Below are 18,472 nucleotides of genomic sequence, written 5' to 3'. Positions count from 1 at the left end.
TATGACCAACCACTATTTCGGACAGGGCCGGAAAAATCTGTGATTTATTACCTCTGTGTTCCCAGAGGCGGATGGCCGTACTCCGATCTCGAACGTTCCTTGCTTGCCGTTCAAAACCCCGGGCAACGAATACATGACCGCGTCATTACTCATCCCTGTCCTGGGCTTTCTCCAGAAGTTTGCTGTGACGGTCCGCGTTCCGCGTTCAAATACATCTTGGTCGTAATGTTCCGGGAAGTTGTGGTAGGGCCCCGGCTCTTCAGCGCGCCGCATCAGCTCACGTGCAGAAAAAATCCGCTTGGGACTTGATACCTTCGGGGTCGTAGTATTGCTTCCATCCGATTGAAGCCCCATCGGGTCCACCATACTAATGGGCGAACCATCGAATCCCGACAGATTGCTCCCACCAGCTACATCTAACGGATCCGGACTACACCACCTCCCCGTCTCCGCATCAAAATACCGGAACCTCGTATAACAAAGCCCCGTCTCCTCATCCGCATACTGCCCCAAGAGCCGAAACGGACTCTCGACCTCCCTCCCCCGTCGCACCGCCTCATCCCGGTGCGCCTCGCTCACCCTCCCCCACGCCGAATGCGCCGCCGACCACGCAACCCTCCCCTCCTTGTCGACCAGCTCCTTCGACATCCCCAGGTGGTCATTGACCACCGCGAATACTTCACCCTGCTCGGCCTGCAGCGCTGGCACGAACGTCCCCGGCTCGTGCACGAAGACCCGCGCCCCGCGCTCGCTATCTAGATCCGCCGCCAGCTCATCGCCATCCCAGACGAACTCCACCACCCGCGCGCCCGCCTCACCCGCCGCCGGCAGAACCTCCTTCCGAACCCGCCGGCCGAACGCGTCGTACGTGAAGAGCACCCGCTCGCCCGACGCCTTCAAAACCTCCCGCAGCCGGTCCCGATCGTCCCACCGATACGTCGTGACCTCCCCCGCCCGCGCGCCCTCCCCATCCACGAGCGCGACCTTTTTTACTCGCCGCCCGCGCGCGTCATACTCGTATTCCGCCCGATCCGAGCGCCTGAGCAAATTCCCTGGCGCCGTGTCCCATGCCTTCCCGCGCCGCGGCCCCTTCAACCCCTCGAAGATCTTCCGCAACGATCCCGTCGCATCGTAATGGAACACCTCGCAATACGAGCGCCGCTTCGCCTGGAGAAGCTGACCGATGCTGTCGTACCGGTACGTCGTCGTGCCCCACCGCTCGTCCCCGATCTCCACCACGCGGCCGAGCTCGTCGTACCTCCACGAGCGCCTCGACGAGACCGTATGCCCACCACGCCCCACCACGGCGCGTTCGGCCAGACGATCCATCACGTCATACGTATTGCGGATCTCGACCCCGGCCGCCCCAGCGCGCCGTACCTCACGGCCGAGAATGTCCCTCTCCAGCACGAACCGCCGCCCATCGTGTTCGAGCCAGCTCAGCTCGTGATCGGGACCGTACCCGTACCGCGTCGTCGAACCATCTGACAGAACGCGCTCCGTGCGCCGGCCAAAACGATCATGACGATACTGGATCGCCCGCTCGTTTTGACGCTCCTCCGCGACGAGGCCGAGTTCGTCCCTCTGGAACGCCGTGACGACCTTGCCGCTCCGCTCCTGGAGCACGGCGCGCAGCAACCGGCCGAGGTTGTCCCGCTCGAACTTGATCTCGCTGTCCGCGGTCTTGTCACCGAGGACGCCCCCGAGCTTGTCGTACCGAAGCTCGCGCGTCGCGCCGTCGGGCTCCGCGATCGAAGAGACGCGTCCCGCGTCGGAATACGAATACTTCAGCGTCCGGTCATCGAAGGTTCGCTCCGCAACGACCCGGCCCGCGGTATCGTAATCGAACGCATAAAGCTCGCCATGCGGATTCAGGATCTGCCTGAGCCGTTCGACACCGTCGTATCGCAAATGCCAAACGGTTCCATCCGGCCGCACCATCCGGGATAGTTTGCCCGTCCCCGAATACTCCATCTCGGTCGCCCCGCCGAGCGCGTCCACCTCCTGCGTGACGTTGCCGTACGCATCGTGCTCGCGGCGTGTCACCGTCCCGTCCGGGGCCGTGATGGATACCGCCCGGCCCAGCGGATCATATTCGACCCGCGTCATGCGCCCGAGCGCATCCACCCGCGTGATCGCCCGGCCGAGCGCGTCGTACGCGTATTGCGTGGTCGCGCCGCGCGCGTCGACCTCGACCACGCAATCGTGCCGCTCGTCATAACCGAAGCGACGAACGACATGCTCCCCGTCGTCGACCGAGATCAACCGCCCCTGCTCGTCGTGCTCGAGCCGGTACTGCGACCCCGAGGGATATGCCACCTGGCGCAGCTCCCCTTTCGACCCGTACCCGTACCGCGTGGCCAGCTTGTCTGGCCCGATCCGGTGCGTGGGCAGGTCGTCCAGGTACGAATACTCGGTGACGTTGCCCGCCGGATCCATCGTCCGGACGCGATTCCCCCGCGCATCGTACTCGTGACGCGTCGTCTCCCCGGCGCCGTTTCCCTCGGCGATCAGATACTGATCCCTGTCGTACTCGCAGGTCCGGATCAGGATCCCGTCGGGCGTCTCTTCTCGCACGACGAGACCGTCAGCGTTCCAGTGGAAGACGCGCGGCTCCTCGGCGTTCGTGAAGTACGTGATACGATTTTCGAGATCGACGCGAATCTCGCCCGAATGCAGCCCGCCGTCTCCCCACGCCCTGCAGCACCAGTCCGTGCGGTCGTCGTAGGCATAGTAGAAGCTCACACCATTCTTGAGCGTCTTCTTCACGATCCGGTGCTGAATGTCGTACTCGTACCGAACCGTGTTCCCGAGCATATCGCTCGCGGCCACGAGATCGCCTCGGCTCGAGTACGTGTACGTCACCCGATCGTGAACCTCGCCCCCGACGCGGATCTCCACGCCGGAGACGCGCCCGTCGACGCCCCCGGACAGGACGCGGATCTCGCGGGCGGCCGTATCCACGATGCGGTAAAGGCCATTGGCATTGTAATGAAGCGCGATTTCGTTGCCGAAGGCATCCCGGATCGATCGGAGCACGGCCGCTTCCCCGCCCTCGATCGGCGCGAAGACCCGCGTGAGCCGATCGTCGAGGCTGTAAAGCTCGAACACGTCCCCTTCCATGGCCGTCAGCAAGAGGCGATCGGATCGATGGAACGAAGACTGCCCGGGATTCAGCTCCGGAAAATAGACATCGCGCCCTTCCGCGTCGTGGAACGTCGTCAAGCCGACGTCACGAAATACCCATTGCTCGAAGCAATGCGTCCAGCCACCGGTCCCGAGCGCGGTCTGCTCGTGCGCCTGGGCGGAGCTATACGCCCGTCGCCACGCGAAAGGGATCAACCCCGGAAGCTCCAGATCCACGGCAGAGTCGAGGACACGCCCGGATCCCACGTCCACCGGATCGCCGCACGGCGAGGTCTTGTTGGACCTCACGCAGGAGGCGTTCGTGCTGGGTTTCGTTGAATTCGACGTCGGCCTACCGGTCGGCCTCTTCGAGCCCCCCGAGACGGATGCCCTCGGCCCGCCAAGCGTCGGTTTGCCTGGTCTCCCGGGACGCCCGCCGAACGTCGATGCCAGGTCCCTGAAGACCGCCTGCCCCTCGGACCCTTCGCCAAAAATCGCGCCGCCGAGGGCATGTGCGCCCTCCTCGATGACGAGCCCCGTGGCTTGTTCGAGCAGCACTTCGCGAATGACCTTCTTCAGCCCATACTTCGCGATCGCCACCCCTACGCCAGCCGCGCCGACGACCATCTCGGCCACGCGAATGTAAGTCGGAATCTCGTCTTCGATGTCGAGTACGGTCTTCGTGGGGCCGCCGATGAGGACGTCCGGAGAACCCTCGCATATCTTCGCTCCGCACTCGATCTTCTCGCCGATGCGCGCCGCGTGCGCCCCATTGATGAGCACGCTCTCGCTGCCCTCCGCGAGCCGCTTGCCATGGTGATCGCCGAACGGATCTCCCGGCGTTCCCGTGCAGGTGACGACGTCCTTCTCCGCCCGCGCGGCAGGCTTGTCGTTGACGCGAACGTTGAAGGAGCCTTTCGCAATGGCTCCCGTGATTTCTCGCCCGACGAGATCGTTCACCGCGTCCGACGAGCCCAACATCTCGCCCACGCTCGCGCCCGTGGTCACGGCGGCGCCGACCGTCGCCACGACTGCCAGGGCGGCTCCCCCGGTCGCGACCACGGCAATTCCGATCACGAGCCCAACGGCCGCCCCGATCAGCAGGCCTTTGAGCGCGTTCGAATGATCGATGTCGTCCGCGACACGAGCTGCTACGGGCATCGAGACCTCCGTCAGGTTCGCAGGCGGAAGTTCGTGAGGAAATCATTGAACATCGCGCTCCAGCGCGATGCCATCTTGTCCCCGCGGCACGTCGCCGTGAGCAGGAGCATCTGGTGCGGGCCCTTCGCATACAGAACGACCTGCCGCTGGAACATCGGGCCTTCATTGGAGGTCCACGTGTACTCGATCGACACGGCGGGCTGGTTGTCGACGCGGAGCAGCTCCCGCTTCAGCACGCGGAACGCAGGGAGCCGGCTCAGGAGCAGGGTGAAGAGCCGCTCGACGAACAGCTCCACCGTCTCTCCCGACTTGGGCCGCTCCCGCGCGACGACGATGCTGATGTCGCTGGGTCCCTCCTCGGTCAACGAAAAGATATGGGTCGTCTTGTCTCGAAGGCCGTCCGGAAGCGCGACGATGAAGTCGTTGGCGTGATAAATGGACATGACTAGGGCGTCTTTTCAGGATTGATGTTGACGGGTGCCCCCACGATTTTCGTCTCGCCGGGGGAAGCAACGAGGAGGGTCTTCTCTCCCGTGTGCGTCGCGTTTTCGCCCACGGTCGCCAGCGAGGTCGTGCCCTGAACGAGGGTATTCGTCGACTTCATGAAGGCGAGGTCCCCGCCATCGACGAGCACGCAACTGGAACCGATGACCCCGCTCATCTTGGCCTTGGCCATGAAGCTCGACGCCGCGCTCATGAGCACGCTCTTGTTGGTGTCGACCGTCACGTTTCCCCCCGACGCATTCACCACGATCGCGCCCTTCTTCGTCGCGACATGCACCGTTTGGTCCGATTTCAAAGCAATATCGGTCTTCGCGTGGATCGAGACGTCCTTCTGCTTCGCGTCCGCCTCGATGTTGTTCTTCGCGAAAAACTCGATCGTATCCGCCTCGATGGTCACCTTCGCCCCGTCCATCGTGATCGTCGCGCCGGCGCCCGTGGTGATGGTGATCTTCTTGTGCACCATCGTCACGCTCGTCGGCGTCGCCTTGCTCTCCTTGGCCTCGGGGCCCTCGGCTGCAAAGGCCTGCTCGGCGAGCGCTCCTTCGCCGAATGCGACCGAGCTCGCCTTCCCGAGGGCACCCGCGAACCCCCCTGTCCCGGCCATACCGCCGAGCATCCCGGTCAAACCGCCCAATCCGGCAGGAGCGCCGCCCATCGCCGCCCCCGCGATCGCGCTCATGGCCTGACCTGCAAGGCCGCCGGCCGCTCCGCCGAGCGCGCCCTGCGCCATTCCCGCAATCGCGCCCATCACCCCGCCAGCGGCCCCGCCTGCACCGCCGGTCCCCCCGCCTTGCGCCATTCCAACCATCGCGTTCATGACGGCACCGGCCGCGCCTTCGGCGCCGCCACTCCCGCCCGCAGCGCCGCCCTGTATCCGTCCTGCGAGGGCATGGACGATACCTCCGGCCGCGGCCGCGGCCGCACCTTCTCCTCCCTCCCCCGCAGCGTCGGCCTGGAGCATACCGACGATGGCATTCACCACGTCGCCGGGAATTCCTCCGATACCCCCACCACCCGCGGCGCTGCTTTGCAGCACGCCCGCGAGCGCGCTCATCACCTCGGCCGAAGCGCCACCGCCCGCTCCTCCCTGCACCATCCCCGCACCGGCACTCATCGCCGTACCCGCCATGCCCGCAATGGCACCCGCAGCCGCACCGGCAGCTCCACCACCGCCGCCGGCCACACCTGCAATGGCATTCGCCACCGCCCCTGCCGCGCCGCCGGCTCCGCCGGCGAGCCCCGCGAGCACGTTCACCGCTCCACCCGCGAACCCGCTCCCGCCCAGCGCGCCGACGCGACCGAGGCTCGCCATTCCCTGGACGAACCCGTCCTCGATGCCGATCACCTCGCCGAGATCGTCGATATCTTCCGCCTCGCCCTCCGGAGGCTTCACCTCGAGGTAAATCTTCTCCCCCACGGACGTCGAATCGACCAGTCCGATATCCGCCGTCCGGTTCTGCCCCACGCTGATCGTTCGGTTCTGCCCCGTCGTCTCACGCTCGTTGCTGCCGACGTTTTTGGTCAGATCCTGCCCCACCGTGACGTCTTTGTTCTGCCCGACGTTCTGCACCTGATCACGACCAATATCGAGCGACTCGTCCCGCCCCACCGATCGCGTCCGATCTTGCCCCACCGAGACGTTCTCGTCCCGTCCGACCGATCGCTGCCGATCCCGCGCCACGTCGTGGCTATCGTCTCGACCGATTTTTTTCTCTCGATCACGGCCGATCTTCACGTTTTCGTCGTTCTTGACCAGCTTCTTCAGGTCCTTTTCCGCCTGCATGCGCACGAGCTCCTTGCCCGCCGCATCCTCGAACATGATCTCGTTGTAACCGCCCGTGTTGCTCGTGCTGTTGCTCTTCAGCCCCGTCTGGGTCTTGTTCTCGGGCAGCTTGTAGGGGGTCTTCTGCAGGTTCGTATAAACCCGCCCGATGATCACCGGTCGATCCGGATCGCCGTTCAGAAAGTCGACGATGACCTCCTGCCCGACCCGCGGCAAGGCGCTGCCCCCGAACCCAGCTCCGCCCCACGGCTGGCTCACGTGGATCCAGCACGACGACTTCTCGTCCATCTGGCTCTCGCGATCCCAGTGGAAATGCACGCACACCCGGCCAAACTCGTCGACGTGGATCTCCTCTCCGGGCGGCCCCACCACCGTCGCGCTCTCGACCCCCACCGCTTTCGGCGCGGGCGTCTGCACCTCGGGACGATACGGCGCTTCCCCGCTGACCGTCGTGACCGATTGAGACCACTCTCCATCGTTCGTCCCCGACAACGCGGAGTCCACGACGAGGAGCCGCTTGCCCGCCGCGAGCTCGCTCTTCGGATGATCCAGCACCGAGAGCACTCGACCCGGGGCCAGATCGTGGGCATTCGTCTGGAACGAGACCATTCGCGCCGTCGCTCGCGCCCCGTCGAGCCGTCGCTGCGCCAGGGCGGCCCCTTCCCCCTCGTCGGCACGATACTGCCCGCGCCCGTCCGACATCGACGCGCCATCTGGCTTGCCCACCTCGACGAGGAACGCGCCGGGTGTGTAATGAAAACTCTCCATACGCGCCTCGACGCCGGACGCCCCCGATGCGCTGCCGAGCAACTTGTAATCCGACGGCCGTCTATAATCGTGATCGCGCACCGTCACCTTGCCGGGACGCAGGCGCCTGCCCACGCAAACAGCCGTGACATGCTCGGCGTCCGCCACCGTTGGTTTGTCCCGGAATGCGATGGGAGATCGCGGCTCGTTCCGCTGCGGGCCATCGTCGAGCACGAGCCGGCTCTCGCCGCCCGCGTCGTCGAAGTAGAAGCTCACGCCCGCGTCCTCGAGCATGCGCCGGATGAACGTCTCGTCGGTCTCGCCGTACTGGACGCGATACTTGCGCTTCTTGTACGTGCCCGTGAGCCGCAACGTCGGCTCGATGCCCCACTCGCCGAGAAGCTTCTGCACGATATCGATCTCCGACATCTGCTGGAACATGCGCTGGTTGCGCCGCTGCGTCAGGAGCCACAACGTCGGGACGAGCGAGAGTTCGTACGTGGAGAGCCCGCGCTCCTCCACGCCGATCTGCTGGAGATGATTGCACACACCCGTCCACGTGCGGCTGTGCCGGCCCTGCACCGTGAAGCTCATCGGCTGCCCGACGACGGCCTCGAAGTCGATGTCGTGGTTCTCGGACACGGCGACGATCTTCACCTCGAAAATCGACGACATTCGCTCCGCGACGTCGAAGCGCCGAACGTCGAGCGCATCGCCGGAGCCTACGACCAGCGAGAGGTTGCGCTCCTCGAACCCCACGCCGACCGCCGTTGACGACCTGCCCGCTCCTGCAAACTGCACGACCATGCCCTCACCATCACGTTCGAGGCCAGATCTTCCGCCAATACACAACTCCAGCGTACGGGACAAGAGGAAAGGTGCCCCAGCGCCCCACGAGGGCTGACGCGCGAAGCAGCTTTGGCCGCACTCTCCCCGGGCCGAAGGAGGCGCTGCAGTTCGTGAAGGGTTCTCCGGCTCGGCTCGGGCGGCGCTGAGCACGCGCGGCCTTCATGCTCGCAGAACGTCTTCCAGAACGTTTACCAACGCCGATGTGCGCTCGAAACGCGACGCAGCGCGAGCATCAGGCCCCACCATCCGGCTCCACCCGCGCCACCGGAAAACGCAGCGTGAACTCCGATAGTCGCGCCGCGAAGAGGACCTTGCCCTGCGATACGTCCGGAAAACGCGCGGGATCGACGCGGGCCTCGACGAGACGGGCGAGCTCCACCTTGCAGGAAGCCTCGGGCGCATAATAAAAGGCTCGGCCTTCATCAATCTGCACGAGGGTGCGGAGCGACTCGGGCATGAGCACACTGGAGGCGGGCAGACGCAGGCCCCGAGGCGCGAAGACGAGGTCGGCGAAGACGTGGTCGCCGTCATGGAGTCGCACGCGGTCCCGACCCGCTTCACGAGTCACCTCGAAATCGGCGCGGTCCTTGGGGATTCCCCAGTTCTGCCGGCCGTTCACCACGCTGTCCCAGGAGCTGACGTAGATCTTCGTGATGGACCAGAAGAGCCCCCCGCCGATCCGGAAACGGCAGGGGATGAAGAGGAGCTCACGATAGGGGCCGACGTCCGAGGTCGCATAATCGACGAACATCAAGGCGCCCGTGCGGCCCTCGGCCCGCCCCCGGAGCGGCTCCGGCACGAAGCTGCCCTCCTCGATCAGCCGTGGAGGGAGCCGGAGCATGACCACGTAAGCGTCTCCGCCGAGCGTCCAAGGGGCGGGAACGCGAGGCACATCGGGCGCCGAAGGCATGACCAGGGAAAGAAGCGCAGAAAGGATGCCTGTTGTCAAGCTCGGCGAGGGTCTTCACCGGCGACAGGCACGGACGAGACGAGACGACGCCGGACACGGGGCCCGATGACGCTGGCGCCTCCGAATCCGCAGATCAGAAATCGATGCAGGTGCCGCCGGTGCAGCGCCGGATCAGCTGCCAGGTGCCGTACTGGCACTCGTAGGTGCTGGTTTCCGTGATGTTGCCTTGCTTCTTGGTGATGACGTGCGTGGCGCCCTCGTTGGCCTCGGTGCAGGGCGGCATCGTCCCAGCCTGTTCCGCGAGGGTGGGGTCATCGAGGTCGAGGTCGACGTCGAGGTCTTCCTCGGCATTACAAGCAGCAAGGGCCAGCGCGGCGATCGCGATCAGTCGTTTCATGGGTGCTCCTTCATCCCTGTCCGGGACTGTCGAATGAAATTCGAGCTCTCGCTCTGTCTGCCCTGCTCGCTCTATCAGGGCTCGGCCGGCTCGGTGATCGCCTGTTCGCCACCGTGATTCTCAAAATTGCGAGGTGTGGTCGATCACCCCGAGGAGACACGCGGCCTGCGCGTGAGGATCGTGCTCCCTGCTCCGCCGGTCCCGGGCGGCCCGATCCAGGCGCTTGACAACTCATAAGCATCGGCTTATAGGTTCGGCATGCAGAGCGCGGCCGTGGTCGAAGACAAGATCTTCCAGGCGCTGGCGGACCCCAGCCGCCGGGCGATCTTCGAGTCGCTCACGCATGGCGAAGCGGCGGTGAAGGACCTCACGGCGCGCTTCGACATCTCGCAGCCTGCGGTCTCGCAGCACCTCGCCACGTTGAAAGACGCCGGCCTGGTGAGCGGCCGGCGCGAGGGGCGCTGTGTCTACTACCGGGTGGAGCCGCACGGGCTGAAGCCGCTCGTCGACTGGATCGCGCACTACCGCGCCTTCTGGGTGGAGCGCGTCGATCGCCTCGAAAAACTGCTGGAGAAAATGGACGAATGAATCTCACCGACACGACCGTACAATCACAAACGGAATCCATTTCCTTCGAATTCGATTTGCATCATGCGCCGGAGAAGGTGTGGCGCGCGCTCACCGACCCGACACTGCTCGCGGAGTGGCTCCTGCCCGTCGTCGGCCTGAAGCTCGAGCCGGGGGCGGAGTTCATGTACAAGACGCAGGCATACCCCGGTTGGGACGGCACCGTGAATTGCCGGTTCGTCGAGATCGAACCACTCCGGAAGCTCCGCTACACGTGGAGCGTCCCCTTCATGGACACCGTCGTGACGTTCACGCTCACGCCCACGGCGTCGGGCACGCGCCTGTCCCTCGTGCATTCGGGCTTCAAGCCGGACCAGAAGCAGAACTTCGGCGGGGCGCGCTACGGCTGGAAGATGATGGGCGGGAAGCTCGTCGACCTGCTCGCGAGGATTTCATGAACAACTCGATTCGACAAACCCACCGCTGGGTGTCCATTGCCTTCACGGTGGCCGTCATCGCAAACTTCGTCGCCATGGCCATGGGACAGGGGCAGCCTCCGGCCTGGGTGACCTACTCGCCGCTGCTCCCGCTCGCCTTGCTCCTGTTCACCGGGCTGTACTTGTTCGTGCTGCCGTACGCCGCCAAGTTGCGCCGCTCTTCCCAAACCGTCGAGACTCGATAACACGCTTCCGAACATGGCATCCTCCAACCAGCACCCCGCAGACAGCCACGACCTGATCCGCGTCCAGGGCGCCCGGGAGAACAACCTCAAGGACGTCAGCATCGCGATCCCGAAGCGCCGGCTGACCGTGTTCACCGGCGTCTCGGGATCGGGCAAGTCGTCGCTGGTGTTCGGCACCATCGCCGCGGAGTCGCAGCGGCTGATCAACGAGACCTACAGCGCATTCGTGCAGGGATTCATGCCGACGCTGGCCCGGCCCGAGGTCGACCTCCTCGACGGGCTGACGACCGCGATCATCGTCGACCAGGAGCGGATGGGCGCCGACCCGCGCTCCACGGTCGGCACGGCGACCGACGTCAACGCGATGCTGCGCATCCTCTTCAGCCGCCTCGGCAAGCCGTTCGTAGGCCCGCCGAACGCCTTCTCCTTCAACGTGCCGTCGGTCCACGCGGTCGGCTCGTTTCAGAAGGGAACCGACAAGGCCGAGAAGGTCGTCTTCAACCGCGTCGGCGGCATGTGCCCTCGCTGCGAGGGCCGGGGCTCGGTCAACGACATCGACCTGTCTCAGCTCTACGACGACACGAAGTCGCTCAACGAGGGTGCCCTCACGATCCCCGGCTACAGCATGGATGGCTGGTACGGCCGCATCTTCCGCGGCTGCGGCTACTTCGACCCGGACAAGCCGATCCGCAAGTTCACCAAGAAAGAGCTCCACGACCTGCTCCACAAGGAGCCGACCAAGATCAAGGTCGACGGCATCAACCTGACGTACGCGGGTCTGATCCCGTCGATCCAGAAGTCGTATCTCTCGAAGGACATCGACGCGCTGCAGCCGCACATCCGCGCCTTCGTGGAGCGCGTGGCGACGTTCAGCACCTGCCCCGATTGCGGCGGCACCCGGCTCAGCGAGGGCGCGCGATCCTCCAAGATCAAGGGAAAGAACATCGCCGACATCTGCGCGATGCAGATCAGCGACCTGGCCGCGTGGGTGCGTGATCTGGACGAGCCGTCCGTCGCGCCGCTCCTTTCGGCGCTCCGCCACACGCTCGACTCGTTCGTGGAGATCGGGCTCGGCTACCTGAGCCTCGACCGGCCCTCCGGCACGCTCTCGGGCGGCGAGGCGCAGCGCACCAAGATGATCCGCCACCTCGGCTCGTCGCTCACCGACGTGACCTATGTCTTCGACGAGCCGACGATCGGGCTGCATCCCCATGACATCCAGCGGATGAACGACCTCTTGCTGCGGCTGCGCGACAAGGGCAACACCGTCCTCGTCGTCGAGCACAAGCCGGAGACGATCGTGATCGCCGACCACGTCGTCGACCTCGGCCCCGGCGCCGGCACCGCGGGCGGCGAGGTGGTATTCCAGGGCACCATCGACGGGCTGCGGGCGAGCGGCACGCTCACCGGGCGTCACCTGAGCGACCGGGCCTCCCTGAAGCCGTCGGTGCGCAAGCCGTCGGGTGTGCTGAAGGTGCGCGGCGCCAAGCGGCACAACCTGAAGAACGTCGACGTCGACATCCCGCTCGGCGTGCTGGTGGTGGTGACCGGCGTGGCCGGTTCGGGCAAGAGCACGCTGATCCACGGCTCCGTGTCCGGTCGAGACGGGGTGGTGTCGATCGACCAGAGCGCGATCCATGGCTCGCGGCGGAGCAACCCGGCGACGTACACCGATCTGCTGGAGCCGATCCGCAAGGCCTTCGCGAAGGCCAACGGCGTGAAGCCGGCCCTGTTCAGCGCCAACTCCGAGGGCGCCTGTCCGACCTGCAACGGCGCCGGGGTGATCTACACCGACCTCGGGATGATGGCCGGCGTCAGCACGGTCTGCGAGGACTGCGAGGGCCGGCGATTCCAGGCGTCGGTGCTGGAGTACAAGCTCGGCGGGCGAAACATCGCCGAGGTGCTCGACATGTCGGTCGAAGAGGCGGTCGGCTTCTTCGGCTCCGGCAAGGCGAAAACGCCGGCCGCGCACGCGATCCTGCAGCGCATGGCCGACGTGGGGCTCGGTTACTTGCGGCTCGGCCAACCGCTCCCCACGCTGTCGGGCGGCGAGCGGCAGCGGCTCAAGCTCGCGACGCACATGGGTGAAGGCGGCGGCGTCTACGTGCTCGACGAGCCGACGACCGGATTACACCTGGCCGACCTCGAGCAGCTGCTCGGGCTCTTGGACCGGCTGGTCGACGCCGGCAAGTCGGTCATCGTGATCGAGCACCACCAGGCGGTGATGGCGCACGCCGACTGGATCATCGACCTCGGGCCGGGCGCGGGCCACGACGGCGGGCGGATCGTGTTCGAAGGCACCCCGGCCGACCTGGTGGCGGCGAGGTCGACGCTGACCGGCGAGCACCTGGCGGCATTCGTCGGGAGCCGTCCGAAGGCTGCCCGAGCCCGCTGAGCGAGTCCGCGTTACCCACCTACCGGCGCCGGCGAATCTCGCACCTCGCCTGAGGGCCGCGAGCTTCGATGCTCCAGCCACCATTGGGTCGACAGCAGCGGCAACGTCCAGCCGAGCCAGCCGGCGATGCCGGCGATGGCCTGCCGCAGCAACTCCTCGTTCCCAGCGAACGTGGTGTGCAGTTGTGGCATCAGGGCGATCGCCGCGGCCACGCCCCAGATCCGATTCGTGATCACGGACATCGTGAGTGCGAAGCTGCGGATCATCCATTTTTGGTGCTCCGCCATCTGCTGCTGACGCGCGCTCCGATGGCCGGCGACGGTGAAGGTCAGCCACAGCAGGGCGAGCAGGACGTTGCTCACGCGGATGACGGGACCGAAGGGGCTGAGCGCGCCGATCACCAGACCGATCAGCCCGGCGGGGAGCACGCCACCGAAGACGTAGAGCCGCCCCAGGCGCCGATGCGCCCGCGGATGGCGCCGCCGAAACCACGGCCAGATTTGCACGCAGCCGCTGAGCATGGCGATCGCCCCGCACACGACGTGGACGACCAGCAGCGGGTAATACCAGCGCAGGCCGGTCGGGACGGGGACCCGGGAGCGGGCCGGCTCGAGCGACAGATACGGCAGCAGCGAAAACGCGACGAACACCACGGCGACCGATCCGAGCAGCGCCAGCCACGGGCGCCGCCACCCCCGCGTCGTGATCATTTTCATCCCTCACGCCTTACTGCGTACACCATACGCTTTACTGAGTGAGGTATACGCAGAACCAGGATGCGGTCAAGCGAGAAGGGGAAAGCGGTCGGAGACGAGGGACGGCAGGTCTTGTCGCTGGGCCTGGCGACGGCGTGGGGCGTGAAGGACCGTCCGGGCAAGGGACCCAAGCCGGGGCTGAGCCTGGAGCGGATCGTCGCGGCTGCCGTCCAGGTGGCGGAAACGGAAGGCCTGAGCGCGGTCTCGATGAGCCGCGTGGCGGCGGTCCTGGGCGCCGGGACGATGGCGCTCTATCGCTACGTCGAGTCCAAAGAAGAGCTGTTGATGCTGATGATGGATGCGGCGTTTCGCGAGCATCCCCAGCCGCCCGCGCCCGAGGAGCCATGGCGAGCGGCAGTGGAACGGTGGGCGCGGCAGCACCTGGCCGTGCTGCGCAAGCACCCCTGGGTGGTGCGCATTCCGCTGGGCGGACCGCCGATCACGCCGAACCAGGTGGTGTGGTTCGAACGCGGCATGAGCAGCCTGAGCGGAACGGGTCTGCCCGAGATGGCCAAGCTCGACTCACTCGCGCTGGTCAACGGCTGGGTGCGGCACGAGGCGATGCTGGAGGCGGATCTCCGCGAGGCGGAACGCCGCGCCTGCACCAGCGCCGCCGAAGCCTCCGCGTCGTACTGGCGCACGCTGGGCGGGCTGATCGACGCGCAACGCTTCCCAGCGATGAGCGCGCTCGTGGCGGCGGCGACGAGCGATGCGGCGGCGGTGGACGATGCGCAGTTCACCTTCGGACTGGAGCGCATCCTCGACGGCATCGCGCAAGTCGCCGAGCGTCGCAGGCCGCGGCATCGCCCGCGCTGAACGGAGCGGCCCGGCGCATCGGCGTCGCCGCGCCAGTTCATGGGCAGATCGCCGAAAGCGTGAGCTCGTTGTTGTTCTCCACGCATTCGCTTGCGATTGCATTGCCGGCGCCATCCTCGTCGACCGAGAGCACGAGGCTCACGAACCCCGCGGCCGCGCTGGCCTCGACGATCGATTCCAGGGGCTTCGAGGACCAACCCGGCGCGAGCGGTTCGTCGAGCTTGCCCGACGCGAGCAAGGTCCTCGTTCCATCTCCTGCCACGCCTTGAATGGCCCACGAGAGCCCCACCGGCGCGGCGCCGGCGCCTCGGTTTTCCACGCGGAAGACGAGCCGGCCCGACGCGGGGCAGCTCTCGCTGCAGCTCGCCAATACGACGGGGACGAGGTCCGGCGCGACGAGCGCGCCGAGCGCGCTGAAGCCGCCCTCGCGGAACGAGTTGCGTCCGAGCCAGTGAGGCGTCTCCTTCGCAGGGATACGAAGGTCGTCGCCCACGTTCGTGATGTGGTAGGCGTGCTGATTCCAGACGGGCCGGCCCGTGGCCCAGTCGTTGCCAGCGCCCGACAGCACGGTGATGCCCGTCCACGGTCCGGCGAAATACCCGTTGTTGGACGCGAGGACGATGTCCGCGTGGCCGTCGGCGTCGACGTCCGCCATGACGGGATACTCGTGATACGTCGCGCTCACGTGCTCGGACATCTGCGCGACGACGTTGCCCGTGGATCCATCGAAAATCCACAAGGTCTGCTCGTCCGCGTAGACCACCTCCGCTTTGTTGTCGCCATTGAAATCGAAGACGGACGAGCCCGTGACGTACGAGGTGTTGTCCTGGATGGGAGCCGTCCAGAGGACCCCGTCAGCGTCCTCCGGATCCAGCACCGCGTACACCGAGCTCGCTGCGACGCCGATCTCGGGTTTCCCATCACCGTCGAAATCGGCGACGGTCGGCGGACCGCCATGGGCGTCGAGCACCCCGGAGCGGCTCCATATCGTGGTTCCGTCGCCCGGATGCAGGATGGACACCGTGCCGGCATGAATGACGACGACCTCGGGCTTTCCTGGATCCGCGCCCGGGATGTCGAAATTGGCCACGGCGGCATGTCCGCCCGGCCCGGTCCACAGCGTCGACCCGTCCAGCCGGCTCGCGCCCACGCCGCTCACGATTTCCATGGTGCCGTCCTGATCGAGATCGACGAAGAACGACGTGGGGCTGTGGAAGTCGAGGACACCGAAATACCAGTCGTGCGCGAGGGCCGTTTTCACCATCACCTGCCCGTCACTGGTGCAGACGGTGCTCCCCGCCAGGATCTCGGCGTTCCCCGTACCGTCGGCGTCGGCGATGGCAGGATACGCATACGCTCCGACGCCGGCGGGGCAGCTCCAGAGGGGCGTCCCGAGGTGATCGAACGCGAGTAAATGGCCCCCATTGTCGATCGTGTACACCTCGGGCGAGCCGTTTCGATCCACGTCACCGATGGCCACGCCCGCAGCGCCCCGCGGTCCGGGCACGCTCCAGATCTCCGCGCCGTCCTTGCCCGAGATCGCGCGAAGGTACCCATCGCCGAACCATCCCGTGGGGCCGGTATACGCGGTGAATACGATGTCGGGGATGTCCTTCGCGTCGACGTGACCATCTCCGTTGTCGTCATTGAGGTTGCCGACGACCGGCGTCACGATGACCTGGTTGTACCCGGGGGCGACGTCGAATGTGTCCTTGCGCCATTTCACGACGGGATCGAGCTCGCCTGGCGGAGCCGTGAACTGGCACGCCGCGTCCGACGTGACGCTCTCCGCGGGCGGAGGGTCGCCGCAGAAATCGACCATCGCGCCGCCGGCCCCGCCCATGCCGCCGGCCCCGCCCATACCGCCGGCCCCGCCCATGCCGCCCATACCGCCGGCCCCGCCCATGCCGCCGGCCGCGCTTCCCGTCGTGTTGGTCGTGCCGTCGGTGCCGCCGCATGCGACCGCTGCAGTCAGCGTGAACAACGCCATATACTTCGCCGCGACGAACGACGCTCCGACCCTTCGTGCAAGATGAATGCTCGTCACCCGTATCCTCCTCCGTGGCGAGCCGACTATACACGACGGCTCGTCACATGCCGATAAGGCCGGGATGCACGCTCGCCTGGCTGGTTTCCTCTCGAGGTCCACAATCCCCCGGGAGCGGCGCAATACGAGCCGCCTCGGGGTGCGGCACGCGGCATCGATGTTCCAGGCTAGGAGATGAGGGTGAAGGCGACCGTCAGCGGCAGGTGATCCGACGGCTCACTCACGGACGGCATCACGGTGTCGCGGCCGAGCCTGGGGAGGACGCCGGGGCGCGGGTCGAGCCGGCCTGCGGAGTGGAGCAGGTAGTCGATCTTGCGCGGGCGGCCATTGATTGCGGTCGTGTCCCACGGCCGCTGCGCGCGGCAGCTCTCGGCGAGACCGCGCTCGTAGGCCGAGGCGAGCACGGAGCTCTGTGAGACCGCGTTGAAATCGCCCGCGACGAGCCAGGTGACGTCGGCCGGGGCGGCGTCGCGGTAGGCAAGGAGCTCGAGCAGCTGACGGCGCCCGAGGTGCTCGTCGGGCGCCGTGCCGTCGGGCTGCCAGGTCAGGTGGGTCGTCGCGACGTGGAGCGGCCGGGCATCGATGGTGAGACGCGCGATCAACGCGAGGTCGTCGTCGCCGGGACGGTGCGCGGCAAAGTGCAGCACGTCGTGCCCGTGCCACGCGAACACCGCGCGACGGGCGAACAGGGCTGAGCCCTCGCGGCGGCCCGCCCGCTGCGCATAGGCACTGGCGTGGGTCGAATCGAGGCGGGCGCGCAGCGCCGCGTACAGGTCGGGCTCGACCTCCTGCAGGCACAGGAGGTCGGACCCGAGCGCATCGATATGCGCGAGCAGGCGGGCGCGGCGGGAGGTGGGCTCGAGCGCGTCGGCCGGCGAGCTCCGGTAGCGATCGGGACGCACGTAGCATTGCGCGAGCACGTTGTAGGTCGTGGCGGAAAACGTCGTCGTCATCGAGCGCCACCGTACAATCCGCCGCGCGGAGCCGCCAGGACACGATTCCGGACATCGTCCTGGCGGCTCCGCTCTTCAGGGCAGGTCGGAGGGGAACGCCTGGGCCGTGACGGTCGCCCCGGCGCGCATGTAAAGGAGATCGAAGCGACGCCGGGTGAACCGGAATCCGCTCGCCGTCCGCACGTAATCATCGCTGTAGACGCCGCCCACATAGGTATCGACGCCCTCCTTCACGCCGAACTCGGTCAGGTACCAGCGCCCCGTGGCCTGCTTGGGGTGCGTGCCCGGCAGGAGCTCGACGGTGCCGGAATGGACCGCCTGAACGATACCGCTCCAGAGGCTCAAGATGTCGGTCAGGAACGTGATGATGTTATTGCGACCGACGATGTGCTGGAAGCCGGTAATGTCGAGCACCGCGTCCGGCGTGAAGAGGTGGTGCATTTCGTTCATCGCCTTGCGGTTCACGAGATCGGCGAACCTGGCGACGAGATCGTGGATCTCGAGCTTTTGCCTGATTTGAGCTTTTCCGGACATGGGTCACCTCATGACATCGGATGTTGACATCAATCCCGCAGGCGCCGACGCGCATGACAACCCGCGCGGTCATGCGCCATCCACAACGGAGCCAGCGCGCGCGAGATATCGATATGATAGCACCGTCCATGGCGCCCGCGGCAAATGGAATCACGCGGTCCGGACATTGTTTGACCGGGATTCGGTTTCACCGAAGTGGCGCACCGCAGCATTCTTTGCGACGCTCGGTGTCGTTATCTTCCATGG

At 66.3% G+C, this 18,472-nt stretch carries 14 protein-coding genes; 5 read left to right on the top strand and 9 right to left on the bottom strand.

The window, feature by feature from the left end; all coding sequences use genetic code 11:
- Positions 1-12: 12 nt before the first annotated feature.
- From QHF83_RS28620 to QHF83_RS28600, 5 genes are all read right to left on the bottom strand, one after another.
- Complete coding sequence (locus QHF83_RS28620; RefSeq protein WP_282421142.1) at positions 13-4,287, bottom strand: RHS repeat-associated core domain-containing protein; 4,275 nt, start codon at positions 4,285-4,287, stop codon at positions 13-15.
- 11 nt (positions 4,288-4,298) lie between these two features.
- Positions 4,299-4,730 (bottom strand): DcrB-related protein, encoded by a 432-nt coding sequence (locus QHF83_RS28615; protein WP_282421141.1) that lies wholly within the window; start codon positions 4,728-4,730, stop codon positions 4,299-4,301.
- Positions 4,731-4,732: 2 nt separating this feature from the next.
- Positions 4,733-8,122, bottom strand: a complete 3,390-nt coding sequence (gene tssI, locus QHF83_RS28610; protein WP_282421140.1) for a type VI secretion system tip protein TssI/VgrG — start codon at positions 8,120-8,122, stop codon at positions 4,733-4,735.
- A 280-nt stretch (positions 8,123-8,402) separates the two neighbouring features.
- Positions 8,403-9,080 (bottom strand): acetoacetate decarboxylase family protein, encoded by a 678-nt coding sequence (locus QHF83_RS28605; protein ID WP_282421139.1) that lies wholly within the window; start codon positions 9,078-9,080, stop codon positions 8,403-8,405.
- A 133-nt stretch (positions 9,081-9,213) separates the two neighbouring features.
- On the bottom strand, positions 9,214-9,477 hold the full coding sequence (locus QHF83_RS28600; protein ID WP_282421138.1) for a hypothetical protein: 264 nt from the start codon (positions 9,475-9,477) through the stop codon (positions 9,214-9,216).
- Between the two features lie 258 nt (positions 9,478-9,735).
- Here QHF83_RS28600 and QHF83_RS28595 point away from each other — a divergent pair, with 258 nt between their 5' ends.
- Genes QHF83_RS28595 through QHF83_RS28580 form a run of 4 tightly spaced genes read left to right on the top strand, consistent with a single transcriptional unit; the run spans position 9,736 to position 13,121 of the window.
- The gene (locus tag QHF83_RS28595) at positions 9,736-10,065 is read left to right on the top strand and encodes a metalloregulator ArsR/SmtB family transcription factor (protein ID WP_282421137.1); all 330 of its coding nucleotides are present in this window, start codon (positions 9,736-9,738) and stop codon (positions 10,063-10,065) included.
- The gene (locus QHF83_RS28590) at positions 10,062-10,502 is read left to right on the top strand and encodes an SRPBCC domain-containing protein (RefSeq protein ID WP_282421136.1); all 441 of its coding nucleotides are present in this window, start codon (positions 10,062-10,064) and stop codon (positions 10,500-10,502) included. Before QHF83_RS28595 ends, QHF83_RS28590 begins: the two co-directional genes overlap by 4 nt.
- Complete coding sequence (locus QHF83_RS28585; protein WP_282421135.1) at positions 10,499-10,726, top strand: hypothetical protein; 228 nt, start codon at positions 10,499-10,501, stop codon at positions 10,724-10,726. The genes QHF83_RS28590 and QHF83_RS28585 overlap by 4 nt, the downstream gene beginning before the upstream one ends.
- Before the next feature lie 13 nt (positions 10,727-10,739).
- On the top strand, positions 10,740-13,121 hold the full coding sequence (locus QHF83_RS28580) for an excinuclease ABC subunit UvrA (RefSeq protein WP_282421134.1): 2,382 nt from the start codon (positions 10,740-10,742) through the stop codon (positions 13,119-13,121).
- Between the two features lie 11 nt (positions 13,122-13,132).
- On the opposite strand, the gene QHF83_RS28575 is transcribed toward QHF83_RS28580, so the two are convergent.
- Positions 13,133-13,837: a DUF2306 domain-containing protein gene (locus QHF83_RS28575; RefSeq protein WP_282421133.1), complete on the bottom strand. Its 705-nt coding sequence runs from the start codon at positions 13,835-13,837 to the stop codon at positions 13,133-13,135.
- 111 nt (positions 13,838-13,948) lie between these two features.
- Between QHF83_RS28575 and QHF83_RS28570 the strand changes: the two genes are divergently transcribed.
- Positions 13,949-14,692, top strand: a complete 744-nt coding sequence (locus tag QHF83_RS28570; protein WP_282421132.1) for a TetR/AcrR family transcriptional regulator — start codon at positions 13,949-13,951, stop codon at positions 14,690-14,692.
- Between the two features lie 37 nt (positions 14,693-14,729).
- Here the strand turns inward: QHF83_RS28570 and QHF83_RS28565 are convergent, their stop codons facing one another.
- The 3 genes from QHF83_RS28565 to QHF83_RS28555 form a co-directional block, all read right to left on the bottom strand.
- Positions 14,730-16,739 (bottom strand): FG-GAP-like repeat-containing protein, encoded by a 2,010-nt coding sequence (locus QHF83_RS28565; protein WP_282421131.1) that lies wholly within the window; start codon positions 16,737-16,739, stop codon positions 14,730-14,732.
- Between the two features lie 167 nt (positions 16,740-16,906).
- Positions 16,907-17,692, bottom strand: coding sequence for an endonuclease/exonuclease/phosphatase family protein (locus QHF83_RS28560; RefSeq protein ID WP_282421130.1), 786 nt, complete (start codon positions 17,690-17,692; stop codon positions 16,907-16,909).
- Between the two features lie 75 nt (positions 17,693-17,767).
- A complete protein-coding gene (locus QHF83_RS28555) occupies positions 17,768-18,226 on the bottom strand; it encodes a nuclear transport factor 2 family protein (RefSeq protein WP_282421129.1) in 459 nt (152 codons plus the stop codon).
- Between the last annotated feature and the right edge of the window lie 246 nt (positions 18,227-18,472).

Origin of the sequence: Polyangium sp. 15x6, assembly GCF_029960785.1 — a bacterium.
Taxonomy (GTDB): domain Bacteria; phylum Myxococcota_A; class Polyangia; order Polyangiales; family Polyangiaceae; genus Polyangium.
Note: the sequence above shows the minus strand (reverse complement) of the source record. Positions and strands in the feature narration are given on the sequence as shown.

What these genes read in the sequence shown, in the direction of transcription:
- QHF83_RS28555 (WP_282421129.1), bottom strand. Translation starts at nt 18,226, where the DNA reads ATGTCCGGAAAAGCTCAAATCAGGCAAAAGCTCGAGATCCACGATCTC.
- QHF83_RS28615 (WP_282421141.1), bottom strand. Translation starts at nt 4,730, where the DNA reads ATGTCCATTTATCACGCCAACGACTTCATCGTCGCGCTTCCGGACGGC.
- QHF83_RS28575 (WP_282421133.1), bottom strand. Translation starts at nt 13,837, where the DNA reads ATGAAAATGATCACGACGCGGGGGTGGCGGCGCCCGTGGCTGGCGCTG.
- QHF83_RS28620 (WP_282421142.1), bottom strand. Translation starts at nt 4,287, where the DNA reads ATGCCCGTAGCAGCTCGTGTCGCGGACGACATCGATCATTCGAACGCG.
- QHF83_RS28580 (WP_282421134.1), top strand. Translation starts at nt 10,740, where the DNA reads ATGGCATCCTCCAACCAGCACCCCGCAGACAGCCACGACCTGATCCGC.
- QHF83_RS28600 (WP_282421138.1), bottom strand. Translation starts at nt 9,477, where the DNA reads ATGAAACGACTGATCGCGATCGCCGCGCTGGCCCTTGCTGCTTGTAAT.
- QHF83_RS28560 (WP_282421130.1), bottom strand. Translation starts at nt 17,692, where the DNA reads ATGACGACGACGTTTTCCGCCACGACCTACAACGTGCTCGCGCAATGC.
- QHF83_RS28585 (WP_282421135.1), top strand. Translation starts at nt 10,499, where the DNA reads ATGAACAACTCGATTCGACAAACCCACCGCTGGGTGTCCATTGCCTTC.
- QHF83_RS28605 (WP_282421139.1), bottom strand. Translation starts at nt 9,080, where the DNA reads ATGCCTTCGGCGCCCGATGTGCCTCGCGTTCCCGCCCCTTGGACGCTC.
- QHF83_RS28595 (WP_282421137.1), top strand. Translation starts at nt 9,736, where the DNA reads ATGCAGAGCGCGGCCGTGGTCGAAGACAAGATCTTCCAGGCGCTGGCG.
- QHF83_RS28590 (WP_282421136.1), top strand. Translation starts at nt 10,062, where the DNA reads ATGAATCTCACCGACACGACCGTACAATCACAAACGGAATCCATTTCC.